At 56.7% G+C, this 19,918-nt stretch carries 24 protein-coding genes; 10 read left to right on the top strand and 14 right to left on the bottom strand.

Annotation, left to right across the window (positions count from 1 at the left end):
* The first annotated feature begins 692 nt into the window (after window positions 1-692).
* Window positions 693-1,532, top strand: coding sequence for an EamA family transporter (locus ACR0AM_RS02365; RefSeq protein ID WP_480622012.1), 840 nt, complete (start codon window positions 693-695; stop codon window positions 1,530-1,532).
* A 28-nt stretch (window positions 1,533-1,560) separates the two neighbouring features.
* Here ACR0AM_RS02365 and ACR0AM_RS02360 read toward each other — a convergent pair whose 3' ends face one another.
* From ACR0AM_RS02360 to parE, 3 genes are all read right to left on the bottom strand, one after another.
* Complete coding sequence (locus tag ACR0AM_RS02360) at window positions 1,561-2,532, bottom strand: UDP-glucuronic acid decarboxylase family protein (protein WP_480622011.1); 972 nt, start codon at window positions 2,530-2,532, stop codon at window positions 1,561-1,563.
* Between the two features lie 290 nt (window positions 2,533-2,822).
* Entirely contained in the window at window positions 2,823-3,776 is a 954-nt protein-coding gene (locus tag ACR0AM_RS02355) for a DUF4238 domain-containing protein (RefSeq protein ID WP_480622010.1), read from the bottom strand.
* A complete protein-coding gene (parE, locus tag ACR0AM_RS02350; protein ID WP_480622009.1) occupies window positions 3,773-5,731 on the bottom strand; it encodes a DNA topoisomerase IV subunit B in 1,959 nt (652 codons plus the stop codon). The genes ACR0AM_RS02355 and parE overlap by 4 nt, the downstream gene beginning before the upstream one ends.
* A 152-nt stretch (window positions 5,732-5,883) precedes the next feature.
* On the opposite strand from parE, the gene ACR0AM_RS02345 reads away from it, so the two are divergent.
* Complete coding sequence (locus tag ACR0AM_RS02345; protein ID WP_480622008.1) at window positions 5,884-6,492, top strand: carboxymuconolactone decarboxylase family protein; 609 nt, start codon at window positions 5,884-5,886, stop codon at window positions 6,490-6,492.
* Between the two features lie 70 nt (window positions 6,493-6,562).
* Here the strand turns inward: ACR0AM_RS02345 and ACR0AM_RS02340 are convergent, their stop codons facing one another.
* Window positions 6,563-7,441 carry an alpha/beta fold hydrolase gene (locus ACR0AM_RS02340; RefSeq protein WP_480622007.1) on the bottom strand — a complete coding sequence of 293 codons (879 nt, stop codon included), beginning with the start codon at window positions 7,439-7,441 and terminating at the stop codon, window positions 6,563-6,565.
* A gap of 121 nt (window positions 7,442-7,562) precedes the next feature.
* Between ACR0AM_RS02340 and ppk2 the strand changes: the two genes are divergently transcribed.
* Both ppk2 and ACR0AM_RS02330 read left to right on the top strand, forming a co-directional pair.
* On the top strand, window positions 7,563-8,486 hold the full coding sequence (gene ppk2 / locus ACR0AM_RS02335; RefSeq protein ID WP_480473473.1) for a polyphosphate kinase 2: 924 nt from the start codon (window positions 7,563-7,565) through the stop codon (window positions 8,484-8,486).
* A 107-nt stretch (window positions 8,487-8,593) separates the two neighbouring features.
* Window positions 8,594-9,964, top strand: a complete 1,371-nt coding sequence (locus ACR0AM_RS02330) for an MATE family efflux transporter (RefSeq protein ID WP_480622079.1) — start codon at window positions 8,594-8,596, stop codon at window positions 9,962-9,964.
* Here the strand turns inward: ACR0AM_RS02330 and ACR0AM_RS02325 are convergent.
* Complete coding sequence (locus ACR0AM_RS02325) at window positions 9,961-10,362, bottom strand: hypothetical protein (RefSeq protein ID WP_480473472.1); 402 nt, start codon at window positions 10,360-10,362, stop codon at window positions 9,961-9,963. The genes ACR0AM_RS02330 and ACR0AM_RS02325 overlap by 4 nt on opposite strands.
* Before the next feature lie 2 nt (window positions 10,363-10,364).
* Entirely contained in the window at window positions 10,365-11,567 is a 1,203-nt protein-coding gene (locus tag ACR0AM_RS02320; RefSeq protein WP_480622006.1) for a pyridoxal phosphate-dependent aminotransferase, read from the bottom strand.
* Between the two features lie 92 nt (window positions 11,568-11,659).
* Here ACR0AM_RS02320 and ACR0AM_RS02315 point away from each other — a divergent pair, with 92 nt between their 5' ends.
* From ACR0AM_RS02315 to ACR0AM_RS02305, 3 genes are all read left to right on the top strand, one after another.
* A complete protein-coding gene (locus ACR0AM_RS02315) occupies window positions 11,660-12,052 on the top strand; it encodes a helix-turn-helix domain-containing protein (protein WP_480473470.1) in 393 nt (130 codons plus the stop codon).
* Window positions 12,053-12,081: 29 nt separating this feature from the next.
* Window positions 12,082-12,306: a succinate dehydrogenase assembly factor 2 gene (locus tag ACR0AM_RS02310; RefSeq protein ID WP_480476785.1), complete on the top strand. Its 225-nt coding sequence runs from the start codon at window positions 12,082-12,084 to the stop codon at window positions 12,304-12,306.
* Window positions 12,307-12,384: 78 nt separating this feature from the next.
* Entirely contained in the window at window positions 12,385-12,882 is a 498-nt protein-coding gene (locus ACR0AM_RS02305) for a MarR family winged helix-turn-helix transcriptional regulator (protein WP_480473469.1), read from the top strand.
* Here the strand turns inward: ACR0AM_RS02305 and ACR0AM_RS02300 are convergent, their stop codons facing one another.
* The 3 genes from ACR0AM_RS02300 to ACR0AM_RS02290 are packed head-to-tail and all read right to left on the bottom strand — an operon-like array spanning window position 12,883 to window position 14,719.
* The gene (locus ACR0AM_RS02300; protein WP_480473468.1) at window positions 12,883-13,596 is read right to left on the bottom strand and encodes a DUF1194 domain-containing protein; all 714 of its coding nucleotides are present in this window, start codon (window positions 13,594-13,596) and stop codon (window positions 12,883-12,885) included. It lies immediately after the preceding gene.
* The gene (locus ACR0AM_RS02295; protein ID WP_480473467.1) at window positions 13,593-14,294 is read right to left on the bottom strand and encodes a DUF1194 domain-containing protein; all 702 of its coding nucleotides are present in this window, start codon (window positions 14,292-14,294) and stop codon (window positions 13,593-13,595) included. Before ACR0AM_RS02295 ends, ACR0AM_RS02300 begins: the two co-directional genes overlap by 4 nt.
* The gene (locus tag ACR0AM_RS02290; RefSeq protein WP_480622005.1) at window positions 14,291-14,719 is read right to left on the bottom strand and encodes a VOC family protein; all 429 of its coding nucleotides are present in this window, start codon (window positions 14,717-14,719) and stop codon (window positions 14,291-14,293) included. Before ACR0AM_RS02290 ends, ACR0AM_RS02295 begins: the two co-directional genes overlap by 4 nt.
* Window positions 14,720-14,895: 176 nt before the next feature.
* On the opposite strand from ACR0AM_RS02290, the gene thyX reads away from it, so the two are divergent.
* Window positions 14,896-15,804 (top strand): FAD-dependent thymidylate synthase, encoded by a 909-nt coding sequence (thyX, locus tag ACR0AM_RS02285; RefSeq protein WP_480473465.1) that lies wholly within the window; start codon window positions 14,896-14,898, stop codon window positions 15,802-15,804.
* Window positions 15,805-16,250: 446 nt separating this feature from the next.
* Here thyX and ACR0AM_RS02280 read toward each other — a convergent pair whose 3' ends face one another.
* Window positions 16,251-16,457 (bottom strand): cold-shock protein, encoded by a 207-nt coding sequence (locus ACR0AM_RS02280; protein ID WP_008758035.1) that lies wholly within the window; start codon window positions 16,455-16,457, stop codon window positions 16,251-16,253.
* 215 nt (window positions 16,458-16,672) lie between these two features.
* Between ACR0AM_RS02280 and ACR0AM_RS02275 the strand changes: the two genes are divergently transcribed.
* Window positions 16,673-16,990, top strand: coding sequence for an ArsC/Spx/MgsR family protein (locus ACR0AM_RS02275; protein ID WP_480603144.1), 318 nt, complete (start codon window positions 16,673-16,675; stop codon window positions 16,988-16,990).
* Window positions 16,991-17,031: 41 nt separating this feature from the next.
* Complete coding sequence (locus tag ACR0AM_RS02270) at window positions 17,032-17,400, top strand: hypothetical protein (RefSeq protein ID WP_480603145.1); 369 nt, start codon at window positions 17,032-17,034, stop codon at window positions 17,398-17,400.
* A gap of 1 nt (window position 17,401) precedes the next feature.
* Here ACR0AM_RS02270 and ACR0AM_RS02265 read toward each other — a convergent pair whose 3' ends face one another.
* From ACR0AM_RS02265 to ACR0AM_RS02250, 4 genes are all read right to left on the bottom strand, one after another.
* Window positions 17,402-17,920, bottom strand: coding sequence for a DoxX family protein (locus ACR0AM_RS02265; RefSeq protein WP_480473462.1), 519 nt, complete (start codon window positions 17,918-17,920; stop codon window positions 17,402-17,404).
* Window positions 17,917-18,678 (bottom strand): HvfC/BufC family peptide modification chaperone, encoded by a 762-nt coding sequence (locus ACR0AM_RS02260; protein ID WP_480603147.1) that lies wholly within the window; start codon window positions 18,676-18,678, stop codon window positions 17,917-17,919. The genes ACR0AM_RS02265 and ACR0AM_RS02260 overlap by 4 nt, the downstream gene beginning before the upstream one ends.
* Window positions 18,675-19,532, bottom strand: a complete 858-nt coding sequence (gene bufB, locus ACR0AM_RS02255; protein ID WP_480622004.1) for an MNIO family bufferin maturase — start codon at window positions 19,530-19,532, stop codon at window positions 18,675-18,677. The genes ACR0AM_RS02260 and bufB overlap by 4 nt, the downstream gene beginning before the upstream one ends.
* A gap of 72 nt (window positions 19,533-19,604) precedes the next feature.
* Window positions 19,605-19,907 carry a BufA1 family periplasmic bufferin-type metallophore gene (locus ACR0AM_RS02250; protein WP_267365389.1) on the bottom strand — a complete coding sequence of 101 codons (303 nt, stop codon included), beginning with the start codon at window positions 19,905-19,907 and terminating at the stop codon, window positions 19,605-19,607.
* Window positions 19,908-19,918: the final 11 nt, after the last annotated feature.

Below are 19,918 nucleotides of genomic sequence, written 5' to 3'. Positions count from 1 at the left end.
TCGTCCATATCATCCTTGGCCTGACTTCCGAACAGGAAGTGCAGGCCCTGCAGGGGGGCTACTTCGTTGGTAACGGCGATGAACAGGGGCAATTCCGAGTTGCTGGCAGTTGAGGCCGACAGAAATTCAACCTTGTCGCACAGCACTGCCGTATCAGGATCGTAAGCAGGGTCGCAGAAACGCAGACGAAACCGTGCGGCATCCCTGTCGAACGCCAATGTTGCCGCGTAGGCCACATCAATCTGACGATCCAGTCGCGAACTGTCCGACGTATAAAGCCCTGCCAGAACAGCCACCAATGCGCCGATACCACCCAGCACGACCCAGACCAGATCGGCTAGTTTCCATGCCCTGTGACCCGCTGGTTTGCGGAACAAAAAGGCGGTGCCGATCGATCCTGACAGAAAAAACAGGATAAGCAGGGGCAATTGGTTGTCTGTCACAAAACTCATGTGCCCGATCTTAGAACCTGATGCGCGTCCTGCAACCGGGATCACGTGCAGTTGTAACTTCTTGCCGGGCACAAAGGCGCAGGATGAGACCGGAAACGGCTTGCGGACACATCCTCAACGGTGGCGGTATATTGACCACTGGAATCCGGCTTGACAAAAATCCCGGTTTTGGCAGACACCACGCCCAAGTGAATAGGGCCCAAGACCCTTGTTGCGCGTATTCTGCGGGAAAGGTCGGGCATGACCCTGTTCGTCACTCTGATTATTCTGTCGGCGGCGTTGCTGCATGCCGTATGGAACGCCATCGTGAAAACGGCGACGGACCGCACCACGATGCTGGGTCTGGTCGCGTTGGGTCAGGTCTTGCCAGCGGCGGTAATGGTGATGGTCCTGCCCCTGCCGAACACGCAGAGCTTTGTCTATATCCTGCTCTCGACCGTCGTGCATTTCGGCTATTACTTCATGCTGAGCAAGGCCTACCAGCATGGCGACCTGAGTGTGGTTTACCCGATTGCACGCGGGATTGTTCCGGCACTGGTCTCGCTTTGGGCGATGGTGCTGGTGGGCGAAGTTCTGCCCTGGCAGGCCTGGGGCGGGATCGCCCTGATCGCGGTTGGCATTCAGCTGAGCAGCTGGGCCGCGCTGCGTTCGGGCGTCGGGCGCAGCGCGCTGGGATTTGCGCTGGGCACCGGGTTCTGCATTTCGATCTATTCGGTTGTTGACGGGGTCGGGGTGCGGCTGTCCGGCAATACGCTCAGCTATTGGGCGTGGGGGGCCTTTCTGCACCTGTTCATTGCAGGGTTTATCGGGGTCAGGAAACGCGCCACCCTGAAAGACCTGCCTGCCAGAATATGGATGACGGGCCTTTTGGGCGGGCTGGTTTCGATGACGGCGTATGGTCTGGTGCTTTACGCCAAGAACTTTGCGCCGCTGGGGGCGGTTTCGGCCCTGCGGGAAACCTCGGTCATCTTTGCGGCGCTTATCGGGTTCATTTTCCTGAAGGAAGGCAACTGGATGCGACGCCTGGGTGCCGCTGTCCTCATGGCCATTGGCGTCGCGCTGATCGGCACGGCGGTTTGATCCGGTCCCCGAGCCATAGCGAGACGCGTTATCCGGCTGTGCCTTCTGACTGAAGCGCCCGGAAATACCGGATCGTTGCGTCCAACCCTTCCTTCAGCTGCACCGTAGGCTCCCAGTTCAGCAGGGTCCGCGCCAGCGTGATATCGGGCTGACGTTGTTTCGGGTCGTCCTCAGGTAACTCTCTGAAACTTATATGGGTTTCCGCGCCAACAAGCGCCTGCACTTCGCTGGCCAGCTCGTTCATCGAGAATTCGTTGGGATTGCCCAGATTGACCGGGCCGGTGACCTCCTTGCCGGTATCCATCAGGCGGATGAAGCCTTCGATTAGATCATCCACGTAACAGAATGACCGGGTCTGCGTGCCGTCGCCAAAGATGGTGATCGCCTCGCCGGTCAGGGCCTGCATGATGAAATTCGACACAACGCTTCCGTCGGCGGGGTGCATTCGGGGCCCGTAAGTGTTGAAGATGCGGGCGACCTTGATCTCCAACCCCATCTGACGGTGGTAATCAAAGAACAACGTCTCAGCACACCGCTTGCCCTCGTCGTAACAGGAGCGCGGACCAACCGGGTTGACGTTGCCCCAATAGTCTTCGGTCTGTGGATGGATCGTCGGGTCGCCGTAAACCTCAGACGTTGAGGCTTGAAAAATCTTGCATTTCAGACGTTTCGCCAGTCCCAGCATGTTGATCGCGCCATGCACGCTGGTCTTGGTCGTCTGCACCAGATCGTGCTGATAATGCACAGGCGAGGCGGGACAGGCGAGGTTATAGATCTCGTCCACTTCCACGAACAGAGGGAAGGTTACATCGTGGCGCATGAACTCGAACCGCGGGTTGCTGTGCAGATGGTCGATATTGCGCTTGGTGCCGGTGAACAGGTTGTCGACGCACAAAACCTCATGCCCCTGATCCAGAAGCCGGTCGCACAGATGCGAGCCTAAAAACCCGGCCCCACCGGTTACGAGAACACGTTTTCGACTGTCATAAAGGCGGGCCATTGCAAATCCTTAATCATTAAATCCAAGCCATCTTGTCACGGGGAAGCCGGCTCTTGATCTGATTAGTAAACCGAAGGGATTTGAATTGCAGCAGATTTTGGTTTCTTGAGGGCGCGTGTGGTGTCGGTGCGTCTCGTATTCACCGAATGCTTGATGTTAGGCATCAAGCACGCCCCCGACCCGCCCCTGTGGGCGGGCGCGAGGATTGTGGCAAGGTAGGATGGGTGTTTACACTCATCTCGACGTGCAAAACTTGGTGCGGGTGAGCACCCACCTTGCAGCCGTCATGACTAGGCAGCCCAATGGCTTTCGTTAAGCTTAACTATTTCCTTGCCGACTTTTGCGTATTTAGAAAACAGTTTATTTGGGGAAACGGGATTATTCGGGATCGTCGAAGCGATTTTCTCTAGGCTCTGTTCACAACTTGCAATAATGGTTCGCTCCGCGTTTAGAGCGCAGACCTCGTTAATCTTCTTTATCAGAGAGCGAGAATTGGTGATTTGAGAAGGTCGTTCGGCCAGTAGCCTAAGCATCGGTGGCTTTTGACTGTCACCAACTAACAAAATATCCCTAGCTAACGGAAAACAGCAAACGACACGTCTTCCGGAAGTTGGAAGCGTAGCGCTCAGTTTGCCGCGCTTTCGGACCAAACCGAAGTATGTGACGGGATTGTCACTGGTGCACAGTTCTAGGTTCCCTTCTATTCGTACACTCCTGTACCAGAGCCCGCTCAATATTTTAGCGGCACTGTGCGCGAAGTGACCGCTTGCCTGTAGACCAATTTTTTGTTTTGCGTCGTCGTCCCCTGATCGGGCTGCGTTAAGAAGTTGAATGCCGACTTTCTCGACACCAAGCTTCTGTAATTCACCTTCTTCGTGGGGCGCGGAACGCAAAATAAGTTCGCTCAATAAGGTTCGGGTGACCGGTGATCTCATTGCCTGTATTAGCATGAATTGAATCGAATGATCCAACAGCCCGTTGTACTGAACACCAGCGCGAAGTGCCTTGATAGTTTGCGGATAACCGGACTCGAAACTGCTAAAAAATGCTTCTACTGTTGAGTGATCGACTTCCAGATTTTCGTTCAGCGCAGAATTGAAATCACGACGTACCGATACATTAGTCGTAGAGGTGCAAAATTTTTTTCGAGTTGCACTATCAAAAACCCAGACATGCTCTTCATTATTTGAAAACTGTTTTTGATAGGCCTCTGCGAGTATGTGATGTCGCCGAGGTTCACTCAAACATCTAACTCCTCAACAAACCGCGCGTTCTCCTGAATGTACTGGAACCGCAATTCGGGCTTCTTACCCATCAGGCGCTCGACAAGGTCTCCGGTCTCGCCGGGTTCATCCTCGTCGATGGTGACCCGGATCAATTTTCGGGATTTGGGGTCCATCGTGGTCTCTTTCAGGTCCTTGGCGTCCATCTCGCCCAGACCCTTAAAGCGGGACACGTCGATCTTGCCCTTGCCGCCCAGACCTTTTTTCAGCCATTCGTCGCGCTCGGCCTCGTCCAGACAGTAGACGCGTTTGGCACCCTGCGTCAGGCGGTACAAAGGCGGGCAGGCCAGGTACAGGTGGCCCGCGTCAATCATCGGGCGCATCTGGGTGAAGAAGAATGTCATCAGCAAGGACGCGATATGCGCCCCGTCCACATCCGCGTCGGTCATGATAATGATTTTGTCATAGCGCAGGTCGTCGACGTTGAACTTGGTGCCAAGGCCGACACCCAGCGCCTGCGTCAGATCGCTGATCTCGGCATTGGTGCCCAGTTTCGAGCTGGCCGCGCCCAGCACGTTCAGGATCTTGCCGCGCAGGGGCAACAGGGCTTGCGTTTTGCGGTCGCGGCCCATCTTGGCCGAGCCGCCCGCAGAATCGCCCTCGACGATGAATAACTCGGTGCCGTCGCGTGTTGAACTGGAACAGTCCACCAGCTTGCCGGGAAGACGAAGTTTCTTAGTGGCGGACTTGCGTTGTGTTTCCTTCTCGGCCCGACGGCGCAGGCGTTCCTCAGACCGCAGGATGAGGAAGTCGAGGATCGCGCCGGCGGATTTCGTACCAGCCGCCAGCCAATTGTCGAAATGGTCGCGGACCGCGTTTTCGACCAGCCGCTGCGCCTCGACCGTAGCCAGACGGTCTTTGGTCTGGCCCACGAATTCCGGCTCAGAGATAAAGCACGACACCAGCGCGCAGCCACCGGTCAGTAGGTCGTCGCGGGTGATCTGCGCGGCTTTCTTGTTGTTGATCAACTCGCCATAGGCCTTGATCCCCTTGAGGATCGCGGCCCAGAAACCGGCCACATGGGTGCCGCCTTCAGGGGTGGGAACGGTGTTACAATAGGACTGGATGAACCCGTCACGCGACGGTGTCCAGTTGATGGCCCATTCGACTTTGCCGGGGGTGCCGAATTTCTCGTTGAAATCGACGGTGCCCGCAAAGGGTTGCTCGGCATAGGTGGACGAGCCGTTCATTGTCTCTTTCAGGTAATCCGACAGGCCGCCGGGAAAGTGGAACGAGGCCTCAAGCGGGGTTTCGCCGTCATCGATGGCGGTTTTCCAGCGGATTTCGACGCCCGAGAACAGATAAGCCTTGGAGCGGATGGATTTGAACAGCCGCGCGGGCTTGAACTTGTGATGGCCAAAGATGTCCGGGTCGGCGTGGAAGGTCACCGTTGTACCGCGCCGGTTCGGGGCCGCGCCAACCTTTTCGACCGGGCCAAGCGGGATACCGCGCGAGAAACGTTGTTCATAGAGAGTTTTGTCCCGCGCCACCTGCACGACCATCGAATCAGACAGCGCGTTCACCACCGACGCACCGACCCCGTGCAAGCCGCCCGAGGTCTGATAGGCCTTGCCCGAGAACTTGCCACCCGCGTGCAGGGTGCACAGGATCACCTCCAACGCGGACTTGCCCGGAAATTTCGGATGCGGGTCGATCGGGATACCGCGCCCGTTGTCACGGACGGTCAGGGCGTAGTCGGAATGCAGCTCGACCTCGATCCGGTTGGCATAGCCTGCCACAGCCTCGTCCATCGAGTTGTCAAGGATCTCGGCCAACATATGGTGCAGCGCACGCTCATCCGTGCCGCCAATATACATGCCGGGGCGTTTGCGAACCGGTTCCAGCCCTTCGAGCACCTCGATCGAGGAGGCGTCATAGGTAGAGGTGGCGCTGGGCGTCAACAGATCTTCGGGCATGGGTGCTGCTCTTGTTTTTGGGTTTCCGTCATTATGGCAGGTGATGTGGTCCGGGGGAAGGGGGACGCGAAGTGTTGTGGATTTTCTGTCAAGCCGCTTGCAATCCGTGCAGATAACCCGTCCTTTGATCCCGGTAAAGCGGAGGTGAATAAATGAGCTGGATCAGAACCGTTCCGTTCGAAGAAGCGACTGGAAAGTTGAAGAAACTCTACGAGCGCGTGACCGGGCCGAACAATAACGTAGACAACATCATGATGGCACACAGCCTTCGCCCGCATTCAATGGAAGGCCATATGGCCATGTACAAGGCGGTGCTGCATCATTCGGGCAACAAGATACCGAAATGGTTTCTGGAAGTGCTGGGGGTTTGGGTCAGCTCGCTGAACAGGTGCGGGTATTGCGTCGAGCATCACTTTGCAGGTCTTCAGCGCTTGCTGGGTGATACGGTGCGTGGCAACGCGATCAGGGCAGCGATTGAGGCGCGCGATCCCTTGGCTGCACCGCTGGATGCGGCGCAAATGGCTGCGATGGATTATGCCCGCAAGCTGACCGAAGCGCCGGGCGATCTGGTCGAGGCGGACGTCACCGCCTTGCGCGACGCAGGTTGGGATGATGGAGAAATCCTCGAGATCAATCAGGTCTGCTCCTACTTTTCATATGCAAACCGGACGGTTCTGGGGCTTGGGTGCTCAACCGATGGTGATGAGTTGGGCTTTTCGCCGAACAACTCTGACAACCCTGACGACTGGGGGCACCGGTAAGGTGCTAAAGATGTCGTTGGCGCTGCGACAAAGGCTGCTTGGCTTGCCGTTGCGCGCGGGCGGGGCCTGATTACGTCAGGCCAGTCCATTCCAGAATGGCCTGCGCCACGGCCCTCGGGTTTTGATGATGCAACCAATGATCGGTCCCGGGGATCGTGACACGGGTGAGGTTGGTGGCAAACGCCTCGAGCCCCTCAGTGGATTCGGGTAAAAGGGCTTTGTCATCCGGCCCCCAAAGCAACAGGTGCGGACACCTGACACGCAACCGGTCGAGCGGCAGGTCGGGCAGGTCTGTCGCGGGGACACCGGGTCTGGCGACAACGAGCGGAGAAGCTCGGTACCAATTCAGCATCGCCTGTAGCCGGCCGGGACGGGCCCATTCAGTGCGGTAGTCGGCCATGCGAGCTTCGGTCAACCAGTCCAGCCCCATACCATGGCGAAAGAACTGTTCCAGCATCGCAAAGTTGTTTTCGGACAGTTTTTGCGTGGCATCAGGTGCCCGTAGCAGATTGATATATTGCGAGGCTGTGGATTGTGCGCCACCTGAGGCCATGGCGCGTTGAAACGGCACCGGATGTACGCCGTTTGCAATGATTAACCGATCAACGAGTTCCGGGCGGAACATGGCGACGCCGTAACCTACCGATGCGCCCCAGTCGTGACCCAGCAGCGCAACAGGCGCACCGCAGGATTCTATCAGTGCGGCCATGTCTGAGACCAGTTGCGACAGGGTATAGTTCTGCACCCCCTCGGGACACCAGCTTTGGCCATAACCGCGCTGGTCCGGAGCAATACAATAAAAGCGTTCTGCCAGATGAGGCGCAAGATCGGCCCAGGCGCCGCTGTATTCGGGGAAACCATGCAGCATCACTAACGGTGGCGCGGCTTTGTCGCCCCATGTCCTGACGTGGAAAGAATGGCCGTTCAGCTTGAAAAAAGACGTTTGCATTGGAACAAGTGATCCGCGCTGGAAACTATGGGTTTTTGAGGCATCTATTTGATACCAATCAAAGCGCATTTCCGAGCTTTCTGCTAGCCACCGTTCGGGACAGTAGAAAAGGACAGGATGTATGGACGCCATTGCCACGACCAACGCAGAACCCACGCAGATCAAGACCACGCTCGCCAAAGACACCGACCCCTCAGCGCCCAGCCCCGAGAAAATCCGGCAGGCATTTGAAAGTGGGAAATACCCCTATGGCCGCAAAATGGCCCGGTCGGTGTATGAGACGCAAAAAGCCAATCTGCAGGCCGAGCTTTTGAAGGTTCAGCTGTGGGCGCAGGAAACGGGGCAGCGGTTTGTGTTGTTGTTCGAAGGGCGCGATGCCGCAGGCAAAGGGGGTACGATCAAGCGGTTCATGGAGCACCTGAACCCGCGTCAGGCACGTGTCGTTGCATTGAACAAACCCACCTGGGAAGAGAAAGGCCAGTGGTACTACCAGCGCTACATTCAGGAGATGCCGACCGTAGGCGAAATGGTGTTCTATGACCGGTCCTGGTACAACCGTGCGGGTGTGGAACGGGTCATGGGGTTCTGCACGCCCAACGAATATCTTGAGTTCATGCGGCAAACGCCCGAGTTGGAACGGATGCTGGTGCGCTCGGGCATTCAGCTATACAAATACTGGTTCTCGGTTACACAGCAAGAGCAGCAGCGCCGTTTCAAAAGCCGCGAAACCGACCCCCTGAAGCAATGGAAACTGTCACCGATCGACAAGGCGAGCCTCAGCAAGTGGGATGACTATACCGAAGCGAAAGAGGCCATGTTCTTTTACACGGATACGGCTGATGCACCCTGGACGATTATCAAGTCGAATGACAAGAAACGCGCGCGCCTGAACTGTATGCGTCACTTCCTGTCCTCGCTGGATTACCCTGGCAAGGATCACGATATCGTGTGCGAGCCTGATCCGCTGATCGTAGGGCAGGCGCATCACGTTATTCACCGATCCGAGCATATTCTGGGCACCGCGTTGCATCCCGACGCCCGCTGAGCATCAAAATGCCCGGCCACAGGGAAAGGTCGGGCACCAAAGTCTCAATCTGAAATATTGCCGATCCGCTCTTGTCCCGCGCCAAAGCCGCGCATATGGCTGGAGCGATGACAAAGGTGATGACATACCCGGCCCATTTTCGGGCTATTGCCGTTCTTGGCCTGCCACTGGTTGGCGGTCATCTGGCGCAATACGCGATCGGTTTGACCGACACCATCATGCTGGGTTGGTACGGGGTCGAGGCGCTGGCGGCCGTTACCTTGGCCAACAGTTATTATTTCGTGTTGTTTTTGTTTGGAGCGGGATTTGGCTGGGCCGTCATGCCCATGGTGGCCACAGCAGCGGCGGAAGGGGACGAAACCAGCATTCGCCGCTCGACCCGGATGGGTCTGTGGTTGTCGTTGCTGTATGCCGTAGTTGTCATGCCCTTGCTGTGGTGGTCCTATCCGATCCTGATCGCCATGAAGCAGGAACCGCAAGTCGCTGCAACCGCAGCCGAATATCTGAGAGTCGCCGGTTGGGGATTGTTTCCGGCCCTCATTGTGATGGTGTTGAAAAGCTATCTGGCTGCATTGGAGCGAACGCAGATCGTTTTGTGGATCACAATTGCGGCGGCGGCTGTGAACGGGCTGACCAATTATGCGTTGATTTTCGGCAACTGGGGCGCCCCCGAACTGGGCGTGACAGGGGCGGCAATCGCCTCGATCACGACACAAGTTGTTTCGCTGATCGCGGTCGTTATCTACGTGGTCCGGACGTTGCCGGAGCACAGCCTCTTCCAACGGTTCTGGCGACCGGATTGGGAAATGTTTGCCAGCGTATGGAAGCTGGGTGTGCCCATCGGCTTGACCACATTGGCCGAAGTTTCACTGTTCGCGACTTCTGCGGTGATGATGGGTTGGCTGGGTCAGGTCCCGCTGGCTGCGCATGGGATCGCCTTGAACCTGGCTTCGGCCACCTTCATGGTTCACCTGGGCTTATCAAATGCAGCGACCATCCGGGCTGGCAATGCGCTGGGTCGTCGGGACAGGGCGCATTTGGAAAAGGGCGCAATCTCCGTGACTGGTATGTCGCTGATCATGTCGGTGGCAACCATCATCCTGTTCCTGACTTGTGCCGAGCCTTTGATTTCCCTGTTCATGGAAGCAGATGATCCGCAGCGGGGACAAATCCTGACCATAGGTACCGGTTTGCTTGCCATGGCGGCTTTGTTCCAGCTGGTCGACGGCGCGCAGGTGATTGCGCTGGGCCTGCTGCGCGGGTTGCAGGATGCCAAGATCCCAATGGTCATGGCGGCGCTCAGCTATTGGGTCGTGGGAATTCCGGCGTCGTATTATTTCGGCTTTGTTCGTCATATGGACGGCATCGGCGTCTGGCTGGGGCTGGTGCTTGGTCTCGCCTTCGCGGCCGTGCTTCTCATGACCCGGTTCTGGATGTATTCGGTACAGCAGATACAGATATCGGCCGAGCCCGCTTAGTCTTTGTCCAGACGATCTGCCTTTTTCCGGACCAATACCGTACGCAGGTCGTGCATGGCCATCAATAACCTGTCGGTCACATCCTCCAGCTGCGTGTCGCTGGCCTTGGACTGAGCCCATTGCGTGGTCAGATTCAGATAGTCGACCGCGCGATGAATGTCGTCGATGTCGCGCTGGGCCAGCAGGGCCCGGCGCTCTTCCATCCATTGGGCAATCTCGGCCTGATCCCGGTCTGACAGCGTCCGCTGCCCGTGCGGCTTGACCTCACCATTGCGGATATTGATGACGGCAATCTGATCCATTTCGATCCGGCGCTGACGGTTTTCAGTATCGATCCGAAACACCGCAGCACCGTTTTCACGTATGCGAAAGTAATACTCAGGCAGTTCGGCGGACATGGTCACCTCAGAGAAGCACAAAAACGCTGGATGCGGCTGCAAGCTTCGGTCAGTGCCGCGTCGGACGTAGCATAGCTGACGCGGAAATTCGGCGACAGGCCAAAGGCGGCACCAAACACAACGGCCACGTCGGCTTCTTCCAGCAGGGCGGTTGCAAAGGCTTCATCGTCTAAAAGGACCGTCCCTGCCGGCGTCGTTTTCCCGATCAATCCGGCGATAGACGGATAGACATAGAAGGCCCCTTCAGGCGTTGGGCAGGTGACGCCGTCGATCTCGTTCAGCATCCGAACCACCAGATCGCGTCGGCGCCTGAATGTCTCGTTATTCGGGGCCAGAAAATCCTGGGTTCCGTTCAGGGCCTCAACAGCAGCCCATTGGCTGACCGAACAGGGGTTCGACGTTGATTGCGACTGGATCTTGCGCATGGCCGCGATGATCTCGACCGGGCCGGCGGCATAACCGATGCGCCAACCTGTCATGGCATAGGCTTTTGAAACCCCGTTGCAGGTGAGGGTCCGGTCAAATAGACCGGGTTCAACTTCGGCCGGGGTGCAGAACTCGAACCCGTCATAGGCCAGATGTTCGTACATGTCGTCCGACATGATCCAGACATGCGGATGACGCATCAGTACATCGGTCAGCGCCTTCAGTTCATCCCGACTATACCCTGCACCCGTCGGGTTCGAGGGCGAGTTAAAGATGAACCACTTTGTTTTGGGCGTGATGGCGGCTTCCAGTTGTTCTGCGGTCAGTTTGAAGCTGTTTTCCAGCGTCGTTTCGACCACAACAGGGGTGCCCCCCGCCAAAAGCACCATATCGGGGTAGCTGACCCAGTACGGCGCAGGGATGATTACCTCGTCACCGTCATTCATCGTCGCCATCAGGGCATTGTACAGCGTTTGCTTGCCACCGGTCCCGACCGAGATCTGGGCCGGCGAATAGTCCAGCCCATGATCGCGTTTCATCTTGGCACATGCCGCTTGTTTCAGTTCGGGGATGCCGTCCGGCGCGGTGTATTTGGTTTTGCCTGCTGCGATGGCCGCAACAGCGGCGTCTTTGATGTTCTGGGGCGTGTCAAAATCCGGCTCACCAGCGCTCAGGCCGATGACATCACGTCCGGCGGCCTTCAGCTCGGCGGCCTTGGCTGTCATAGCGATAGTGGGTGAAGGTTTGACGCGTGACAGTGTCGCAGACAGAAAACTCATGCTCGGCCTCGGTTTGTATGTTCAGCCCGACTGTCATAGGGTGCGTCAGAGTGACGATCAAGCCGTATAGATAAAGTGAATTGGAGACCCGAATGAATGATGAAAACGACTGGTACGGTCCGGATTCTGCGACATTCGGAGACCGTCTGGCCGGTGCACGCGAAGCCGCGGGAATGACACAGGCGCAACTGGCACGGCGTCTTGGGGTCAAGAAGGCGACAATTTCAGATTGGGAAAACGATCTGTCCGAACCCCGGGCCAACAGGCTGTCGATGATGGCGGGCATGGTCAATGTCTCGATCATGTGGTTGTTGACCGGCGAGGGCGACGGCATGGATGCTCCTGTGGGTGAGGGCGAAGGTGGAACGGAACTGTCCTCGGCCGTGGCCGAACTGCGCGCCATCCGCGCTGAGATGCGCGCATGTTCCGAACGCGCGGCACGTCTGGAAAAGAAAATGCGTCAGATGCTGGAGCAGAAGAATTGAGCGAACCCCGGGATGTGCGCATCAAGCGCATGCAAATGCGGTCGATGCGACGCGGCATCAAAGAGATGGACATTATCCTGTCAGCCTATGCTGGGCGCAATCTGGCCGACATGGATGCCGACGGTCTGGATATCTATGATGCGCTGTTGCACGAAAACGATCAGGACCTTTATCAATGGGTTACGGGGCAGGTGCAGCCTCCGGCGCGATTTGCCAGCCTGGTTGCAGACATAGCGCAAACCTTTCAGAAATAAGGCAAAGTTCCGCTTAACCGATTTTTCGGATTTTCGGTTCATCGTGTGTCAAACAGCGCGACGGAATCGGAGGGTCGGATGAGTATGGAAATGCAGGTCTCCACACCAGAGACTAAGGGCTTCATAACCAGCTATCTTGAGGCACTGGTCCTGGTGGAGCGTCTGCACCGGTTGTTGCTGGATGTCATCAAGGACGAGTTTGAGCGCGTCGGCGTATTGGAAATCAATGCGGTTCAGGCGTTATTGCTGTTCAATATCGGTGATCACGAAGTTACGGCAGGCGAACTGAAAAGCCGTGGATACTATCAGGGCAGCAATGTCAGCTATAACCTCAAGAAACTGGTTGAGATGGGCTATATGCACCACCAAAGATGCGAGATTGATCGCCGTTCAGTTCGCGTACGCCTGACGCCGCAGGGCAGAGAAATCCGCAATATCGTGTCCAAGCTGTTTGCACGTCACGCCGAAGGCCTGCAAGGCAGGGGGGTGCTTGGGCTTGACGGTATTGAGGATATCACCAGTTCGCTGCGTCGCGTTGAACGGTACTGGACGGATCAGATACGGTATATCTATTGATCAGTGGCGGGCGTCAGACAGAACAAGGCTGTCCAGCTCACGAAGAAGTTTGCGGGTCATGGCCTCTTCATATGCCTCAAAGCCCAGCGCCACTTCTACGAATGCGTTTGGCCCCAAAATGACCCAGGCTGAATAATAGGCTGATAGTTCACCGACCTGAACATATCTCCGATCACCTTCTTTCGGATCGTCGGCACCGATCACCAGCCCGTTAATTGTGATCCCGTCATGTCGTAAACTGGCTTTCACATCACGTGGATGCGGTCCGAGGTTATGTTTGCCATCACCGGACAAATCCAGCGTACGGCGCCAGCACCCCCTTTGCTGATCAAGCAGGGAAGAGCCAAATAACATGGCCGACCCTAACGCCGTTCCCTGCGGCGCTGCGCTGCGCGAGGTGCGGATCAAACGATCACTGATTGCGATCAGGTCGGCGGGGGACCGTACTTCTGTCCACTCCAGCAGCATCCGTTCATGTCCCCGCTCGCTCCATTCGAAGATCGCCAGACGCAAGGCGGTTGCGCCGTCCGACAACATAAGTTGGCCAACTTCGGGGCGGCTCAGGGCCGCCGCCAGCCCGTCCAGTTGCAGCCTGTATTCCCGGCTGTCGACCGAACCCGACACATCCAGCCCCAGCGCAAGGGCCTGACGGCATTCGCCAAAGGCAGGTCCTGATATCAGGCAAGCCAGTAAGACGATCACGCGACGTATCATGGGCCTTCAATCCGCAATGCACCGATCTGCAAGCCGCTCAGTTCCCGTTTCAGTTTCTTTCGCATGGCGCGCTCGAAATCTTCAAACCCGGTGGCAATTTCCAAAAAGGCGCCGGGCCCGTGCAGGACGTTATTTTCGAAGAAAGGGATCAGGAACAGCTCTCCCTCGAAATCGGCTGCGTTGATCACAAGCCCATTCACGACAGTGTTTTGAAAGGGAAAGTGCCGATAGGCGATCTGCGGCCCATAGCCATCGTTGTTCGTGCCGTCGCCGGACAGGTCAATGGTTTGAAACAAGCATTGCGGCGCTTGCTCCATAAGGGTTGCACCGTATGCCAACGCATAGCCCATAGCTGTTGCTGATCCGCTGTCAGATCGGACGGATTGGCTGACCTGGCTGGATGCGAACAGCAGATCACCAACATCATCGATCATTGTCCAGTTCAGGACGACATTTTGGGTTGAGCGGCCACTCCACTCATATACCGCCAGGGCAACCGGCATCGGTGAAGAAAAGAAGGCCTCTTGCACTTCGGGCGCAATCAATGCGGCGGCTAACCCCTGCCGTTGTAACACATCTTCGGCCTCATCGACTGAAACGGAAATATCCATCGCCAAGGCCAGCGCCAAGCGGCATTGCTCGGCCTTGACAGGGCTGGCCTGAACGACCAGCCCAATTGCTATCAGCCAACGGATCACCAGTGACCACTGCTCTCCATGCTGGTCCAGGGTTCGGCTGGTTCCAGTGCTTCGCCATTCTGCAAAAGCTCAACCGAGATATTGTCGGGCGATCGAACAAAAGCCATGCGACCATCCCTTGGCGGGCGATTGATCGTAACAGCGTTGTTCTGAAGATGTTGGCAAACCTCGTAGATATTGTCGACACCGTAGGCCAGATGGCCGAAGTGACGGCTGTCGGCGGGCAACTCGTCATCACCGTCCCAATTGTACGTCAGCTCGATCGGGGCGTCTTCCTGTCCCGGAGGAGCCATGAAGATCAGAGAAAATCGCCCGGCTTCACTGTCATACCGACGTGTTTCTTTCAGACCCAGAAGCTCGTAAAATGCCATGGATTTTTCCAGATCCTTCACGCGGACCATAGTGTGAAGATATTTCAACGCCATTTCGGCCATCCTTTTTCGACTCACATTGCCAAGAGCTTAGCGCTCCTCCTCGACGTGTCGATAGAGCCCTCAGCAGCAATTTGTTTATTGCGTCCGCTGCGGCATATATCGCGGTTCCTGTGCCGGGATCGGCGATATATAGTGGCAGGCGACTCATTGCCAGAAAGGAAGATTCGATGCCGCTGTCCCCTGATCAACAGGCCGAGATCGACGCGCAACGCGCGCAATCGCATCCCACGCGTCGAGTTGTCTCGGCGGGAATGGAAGACCACCTATACACAGCGCATCAGGTTTTGGATCATGGCTTTGTCCGCGTGATCGACTATATGGGTGACGATGCCGCCATCTGTCAGGCTGCGCGCGTTTCATACGGCACAGGCACCAAATCCGTTCAGAATGACGAGGGGCTGATCAGGTATCTGATGCGGCACTGGCATTCGACGCCATTCGAAATGTGCGAAGTCAAATTGCATGTGAAATTGCCGGTGTTTGTGGCGCGGCAGTGGATCCGGCACCGGACCGCCAATGTGAATGAATACTCGGCACGGTATTCAATTCTGGATCGCGAGTTCTATATCCCTGCCCCTGAACATGTGGCAGCACAGTCCGAAGTGAACAATCAGGGCCGTGGGGCAACGTTGGAAGGTGAAGAGGCCGCGCGCGTATTGGAAACCCTCAAGGCGGACAGCACGCGGTGCTATGACAACTACGAGTCCATGATCAGCCAGGACGGGCAACAGGGGCTTGCCCGTGAACTGGCCCGCATGAACCTACCCGCAAACGTTTATACGCAGTGGTATTGGAAGGTGGACCTGCATAATCTGTTCCACTTCCTGCGCCTGCGTGCCGACCCACATGCTCAGTATGAAATCCGCGTTTATGCCGAGGCGATGTGCAAGATCGTCGCTGACTGGGTGCCGTTTGCGTATAAGGCGTTCGAGGATTATCGGCTGGGTGCGGTAAACCTGTCTGCCCAGATGGTCGAAAGCCTGCAACGAATGCTGGCAGGAGAGGCGGTCACGCAGGAAAACTCGGGGATGACGGCGCGCGAATGGCGTGAGTTCGAGGCGATCATTCGCAGATAGAACCGACAAGCTGCATAGCTTTTGTCTATACGTGTCGTCATGGAATTGTTACATTGGTTCCATGGCCCGCTTTTTGAACCTTGCTCTGTTATGTCTGGTTTTTGGTTTTGCCCTACCTGTGCGAACCAAATCCCCATAGCTGAGGTTCTGTGCGAACTGACGCCCCGGCTGCACCAGAAACTGGAAAGTCAGTTCGGCGCGTGGCATCGGGTGTTCGCGGGCCGGAACAGGTTATGGAAGTCTGGGCAAGTCAGCGCGGGGACTGGACAATGGTTGTCACCTACCCAACAGGCACAACCTGCATCGTGGCTATGGGCGAAAACTAGAACACTCACGCCGACGCCAAGCCCGCGCGAGGGTAATGGAACGAAACCGGTGGGGGATGGATAACGGCCGGAAATTGGCCGTCATCCTTAATGATCTACCGCGTGTTTAGCGGGAAGTCGTTACAGTGGTTTCAAATCAGCTGCCATTTGGCGGCCGTCGCGTCCGTCCTGCAACTCGTACGAAACTTTTTGGTTGTCTGCGAGTCCGGTGAGGCCGGACCGTTCTACGGCCGAGATATGTACAAACACATCTTTGCCCCCTTCGTCAGGGGCAATAAATCCATAGCCTTTGGTGGTATTGAACCATTTCACGGTGCCGGTTGGCATGTCCCGTGTCTCCTTCTACTTACGCATTGTCCCACAAATTGGTGGGGGCTGTGGTCAGCGTCACCACACAAAAAAACTGCGTAGCGCATGCTGAACAGTCCAATTCGTGCGTTTCGCCTTTTTCAACATTGCACGGTGAAGTAAAAAATCAAGAATAACCGCAAGAAACGGGCAAGATTGCCTAAAAAGGAAGCAAGGGCAGGAGCGTCAAAGACATGCAGCTTTATGGATTGAAAAACTGTGACACTTGTCGCAAAGCATTGAAATCACTGCCAGACGCCAAGTTTTTCGACGTACGCAGCGACGGTGTGCCGGATTCGTTGCTGTCATGGGCCTTTGCTGAGTTCGGCAATGACTTGCTTAATACCAGATCAACGACATGGCGCGGATTGGACGAAACCCAGCGTGCCAAGGCCCCTTTGGAGCTTTTGAGAGAGCATCCGGCCCTGATGAAACGCCCACTGATCGAAGCGGATGGCAGGCTGTTGTTGGGCTGGACGGCTGAAACCCGTGCTCAGCTTGGCATTTCTTGAACGAGTGCCTATCTGCCTGAAAGCAACAATGAGGATTTTCAATGCGTAATGCCGCAATGTTATTGGGTGTAATCGCCGGGTTGATCGGCATGATCGTCGGGTTCTTCGGCTATGCGAAGGTGGTCGTGGTTGACCATGTCGGTGAAATTGAAGGCATGCTAAGCCAGGTCGACAATCCTGATCTGGTGCAAGCCATTTCGATTATCGCGCCCCTCTTGGCAATCGCGGGCGGGGCCATGGCGCCAGCGCGCGCGTTGATTGCCGGGGTCTTGTTGCTGGTGTCAGCGGCCGCGATGTACTACGCGTTCGGCTTTGGTGTTTTCACCATGTTCCCGATCACATTTGCTGCTGTCGCCGGATTACTTGGGATGGCCGCAGGAAAACCGGACCAGCCCAAGGCGCATTTCTAAGTTACTTAAGGCGCAGGATCCGGTCGAGTGAGATCGGACCTGCGCCGTTGACGACGATCACCAGCATCAGGAAGGTCCACATCGTGCGCTGATCCATCAGGGACGGGGCCGCGTCGAACAGGCTGCCCAGTTTCACGCCATGTCCGGTGACGTCGACAAGGGTCTGCACCCAGATAAAACCGATCATGCCCAAAGCCGCCAGACGCGAGAACAGTCCAACCAGAAGTAGCGTCGGAAGCACAAATTCGGCAACCGTTCCCATGAAGATGACGATGCGTTGGAAGAACGTCATTTGGGACACGTCATACAGAACAGCTTCTGCCGCTTTGGGGAAAATCTGACCAAAGGCACCTGCCGAAGGCGAAAAGATCGACCCGTCGATCTTCAGCATGGCTGAGTTCCAGTAATAGACCAGAAGAACCGCAACAAAGACCAGCCGTGCCAGCGTAGGGGTCAACCAGCCAGACGCAAAGTCCAGTTTTCCCATGGTGTTATTGTAGGTTGAGATCAGAGCAGTCATGTCTTGGGCCTTTCGATAGTCACAGAGGTTATTGAACCACCCTTCAGAAGCAGCGCCAGAGTGGTTCCAAGATCAAATTCAGGCAGTTCAGCAGTCGTTTTTTCAAATGCCCCGCCGATTGTGTCGCCGTTCTGCATATAGGCGATCCAGTCTGCACCACCCGCTGGAAGCGGATTGGGTGTCGGGTCGAACTCAGCGCGCGTGATCAACACATCCTCGGCCCGTGCATCTGGTTTCGGGGCATCGGCTTCCACGTTGAAGCGCCAGATAGCGTGAATGGGCCAGTCCGAGCGGATCACCTGCATGGCCGGTGCAAACTGCAACCGGGCCTGCATGACCTGCTCGGGCTCGACCGCTAAAACGTCTGCCGGTGCAGGTTCGCTGTCGGCGGCGTGGTAGGACTTGCGCAAGGCAATCTCTAACCGGGCCACGTCGGGCAGATATCCGAGATGGGCAAGTTGGGGCATTCCGGCCAGAAAATCAGGAAACGCCTCGCCATAAAACATCATCAGAGGAGAGGAGGGCGGGTGTTGACGCAGGAAAATCCCGGCCAGCCCATCCATGTTCTGCGCCCCTAGCAATTTGGCAATCACGGGAAACGCCTGATGCATCGCTTCGGTCAGCGACACCGCAACATTGTTGCGGTACACGCTGAACCGGCGACCGGCGGGGCGCGCGCCACCGTCCAGCAATCCGCCGGGAACGGGCGCTGACGCATCCATCATGGCCGCGCGGAATTCAGATTGCGAAACGCTCATACCGGTATCCGGTCCAGTGCGGATTGCGCGCGAACGGCCTCATTTCGGAGAACGGGCCAATCCGGCACATCAGTGTCCCATTCGATCAGAATGGGTTTTGGCCCCGAACGCTCCAGCACATAATCCAGCAGGGTCCACACCGGATCGACCACTTCACGTCCGTGACTGTCGATCAGCAGCGGATGACCGTGGTCGTCTTCATCCTCATCATGGCCGCCAAGGTGGATTTCCGACACTTTTTCAAGCGGATAGGCGTCAATATAACCTTGCGGCGAGAAATCCAGATTGGTGGCCGAGACAAAGACATTGTTTACGTCCAGCAACAAGCCGCAACCGGTGCGCCTGGCAATCTCCCTCAGGAAATCAGGTTCGGACCGGGTGCTTTCCTCGAAGGCCAGATAGCTGGACGGGTTTTCCAGCAGCATCTGGCGCCCGACCGTGTGCTGGACCTGGTCGATATGTTCACAAACCCGCGCAAGAGTTTCGTCGGTATATGGAAGGGGCAGCAGGTCGTTGTAAAAATGGCTGTCATGGGTGGACCAGGCCAAATGTTCGGAAAAGCTTGCAGGGTTCAGCCAGCCTACCAGGTGTTTTAGCCGGGCCAGATGATCAAGGTCCAGCGCGCCTTCACCGCCAATGGAAAGGCCAACGCCATGGACCGAGATTGGGAACTTTTCGGAGAGGTGGCGCAGCTGCGCCAAGGGCCGCCCGCCGTCGCCCATATAGTTCTCGGCATGGATTTCCAGCCATGCAACAGGCTGTGCGTGTTCAAGTATCTGAGCAAAATGTTGCGGTTTGTAACCTACGCCCGGCGCTGCAGGCAGGCGGTTTGACCGGTGGGTGTCATCCAACATGAGCCAGTTCCTCGATCACGAAAGGGAAAGGGCGGGCGATGGTGCCCGCCCCTTGAAATCGTCAGGCCAATCTTATGCCGGCAGGTCGCGTTCCAGCGCTTCCAATGAACCTTTGCGCGGCGTGCCGTTTGCTTCCGCAGGAAGTTCGATGTCGGCGCAAGTGCCTGCGTCAACCAGGGTCCAGGCGTTGCCCTGATAATCAACGGTCGAGGTGCCTGCGCAGGTGGTGCCGGGGCCTGCGGCACAGTCGTTCTGGCCGGCCAGCGATACACCGTAGCACTTTTCTTTTGCCTGTGCGCTTGCTGTGGTTGCGGCACCCGATACGGCGGCTGCGACTGCGGTTGCGATAACCAGGGATTTAGCTGTTTTCGACATCTCGGTAATCC

The sequence above is a fragment of the Ruegeria sp. AD9 genome (genome assembly GCF_056542305.1).
This window is presented reverse-complemented; position numbering and strand designations above follow the sequence as displayed.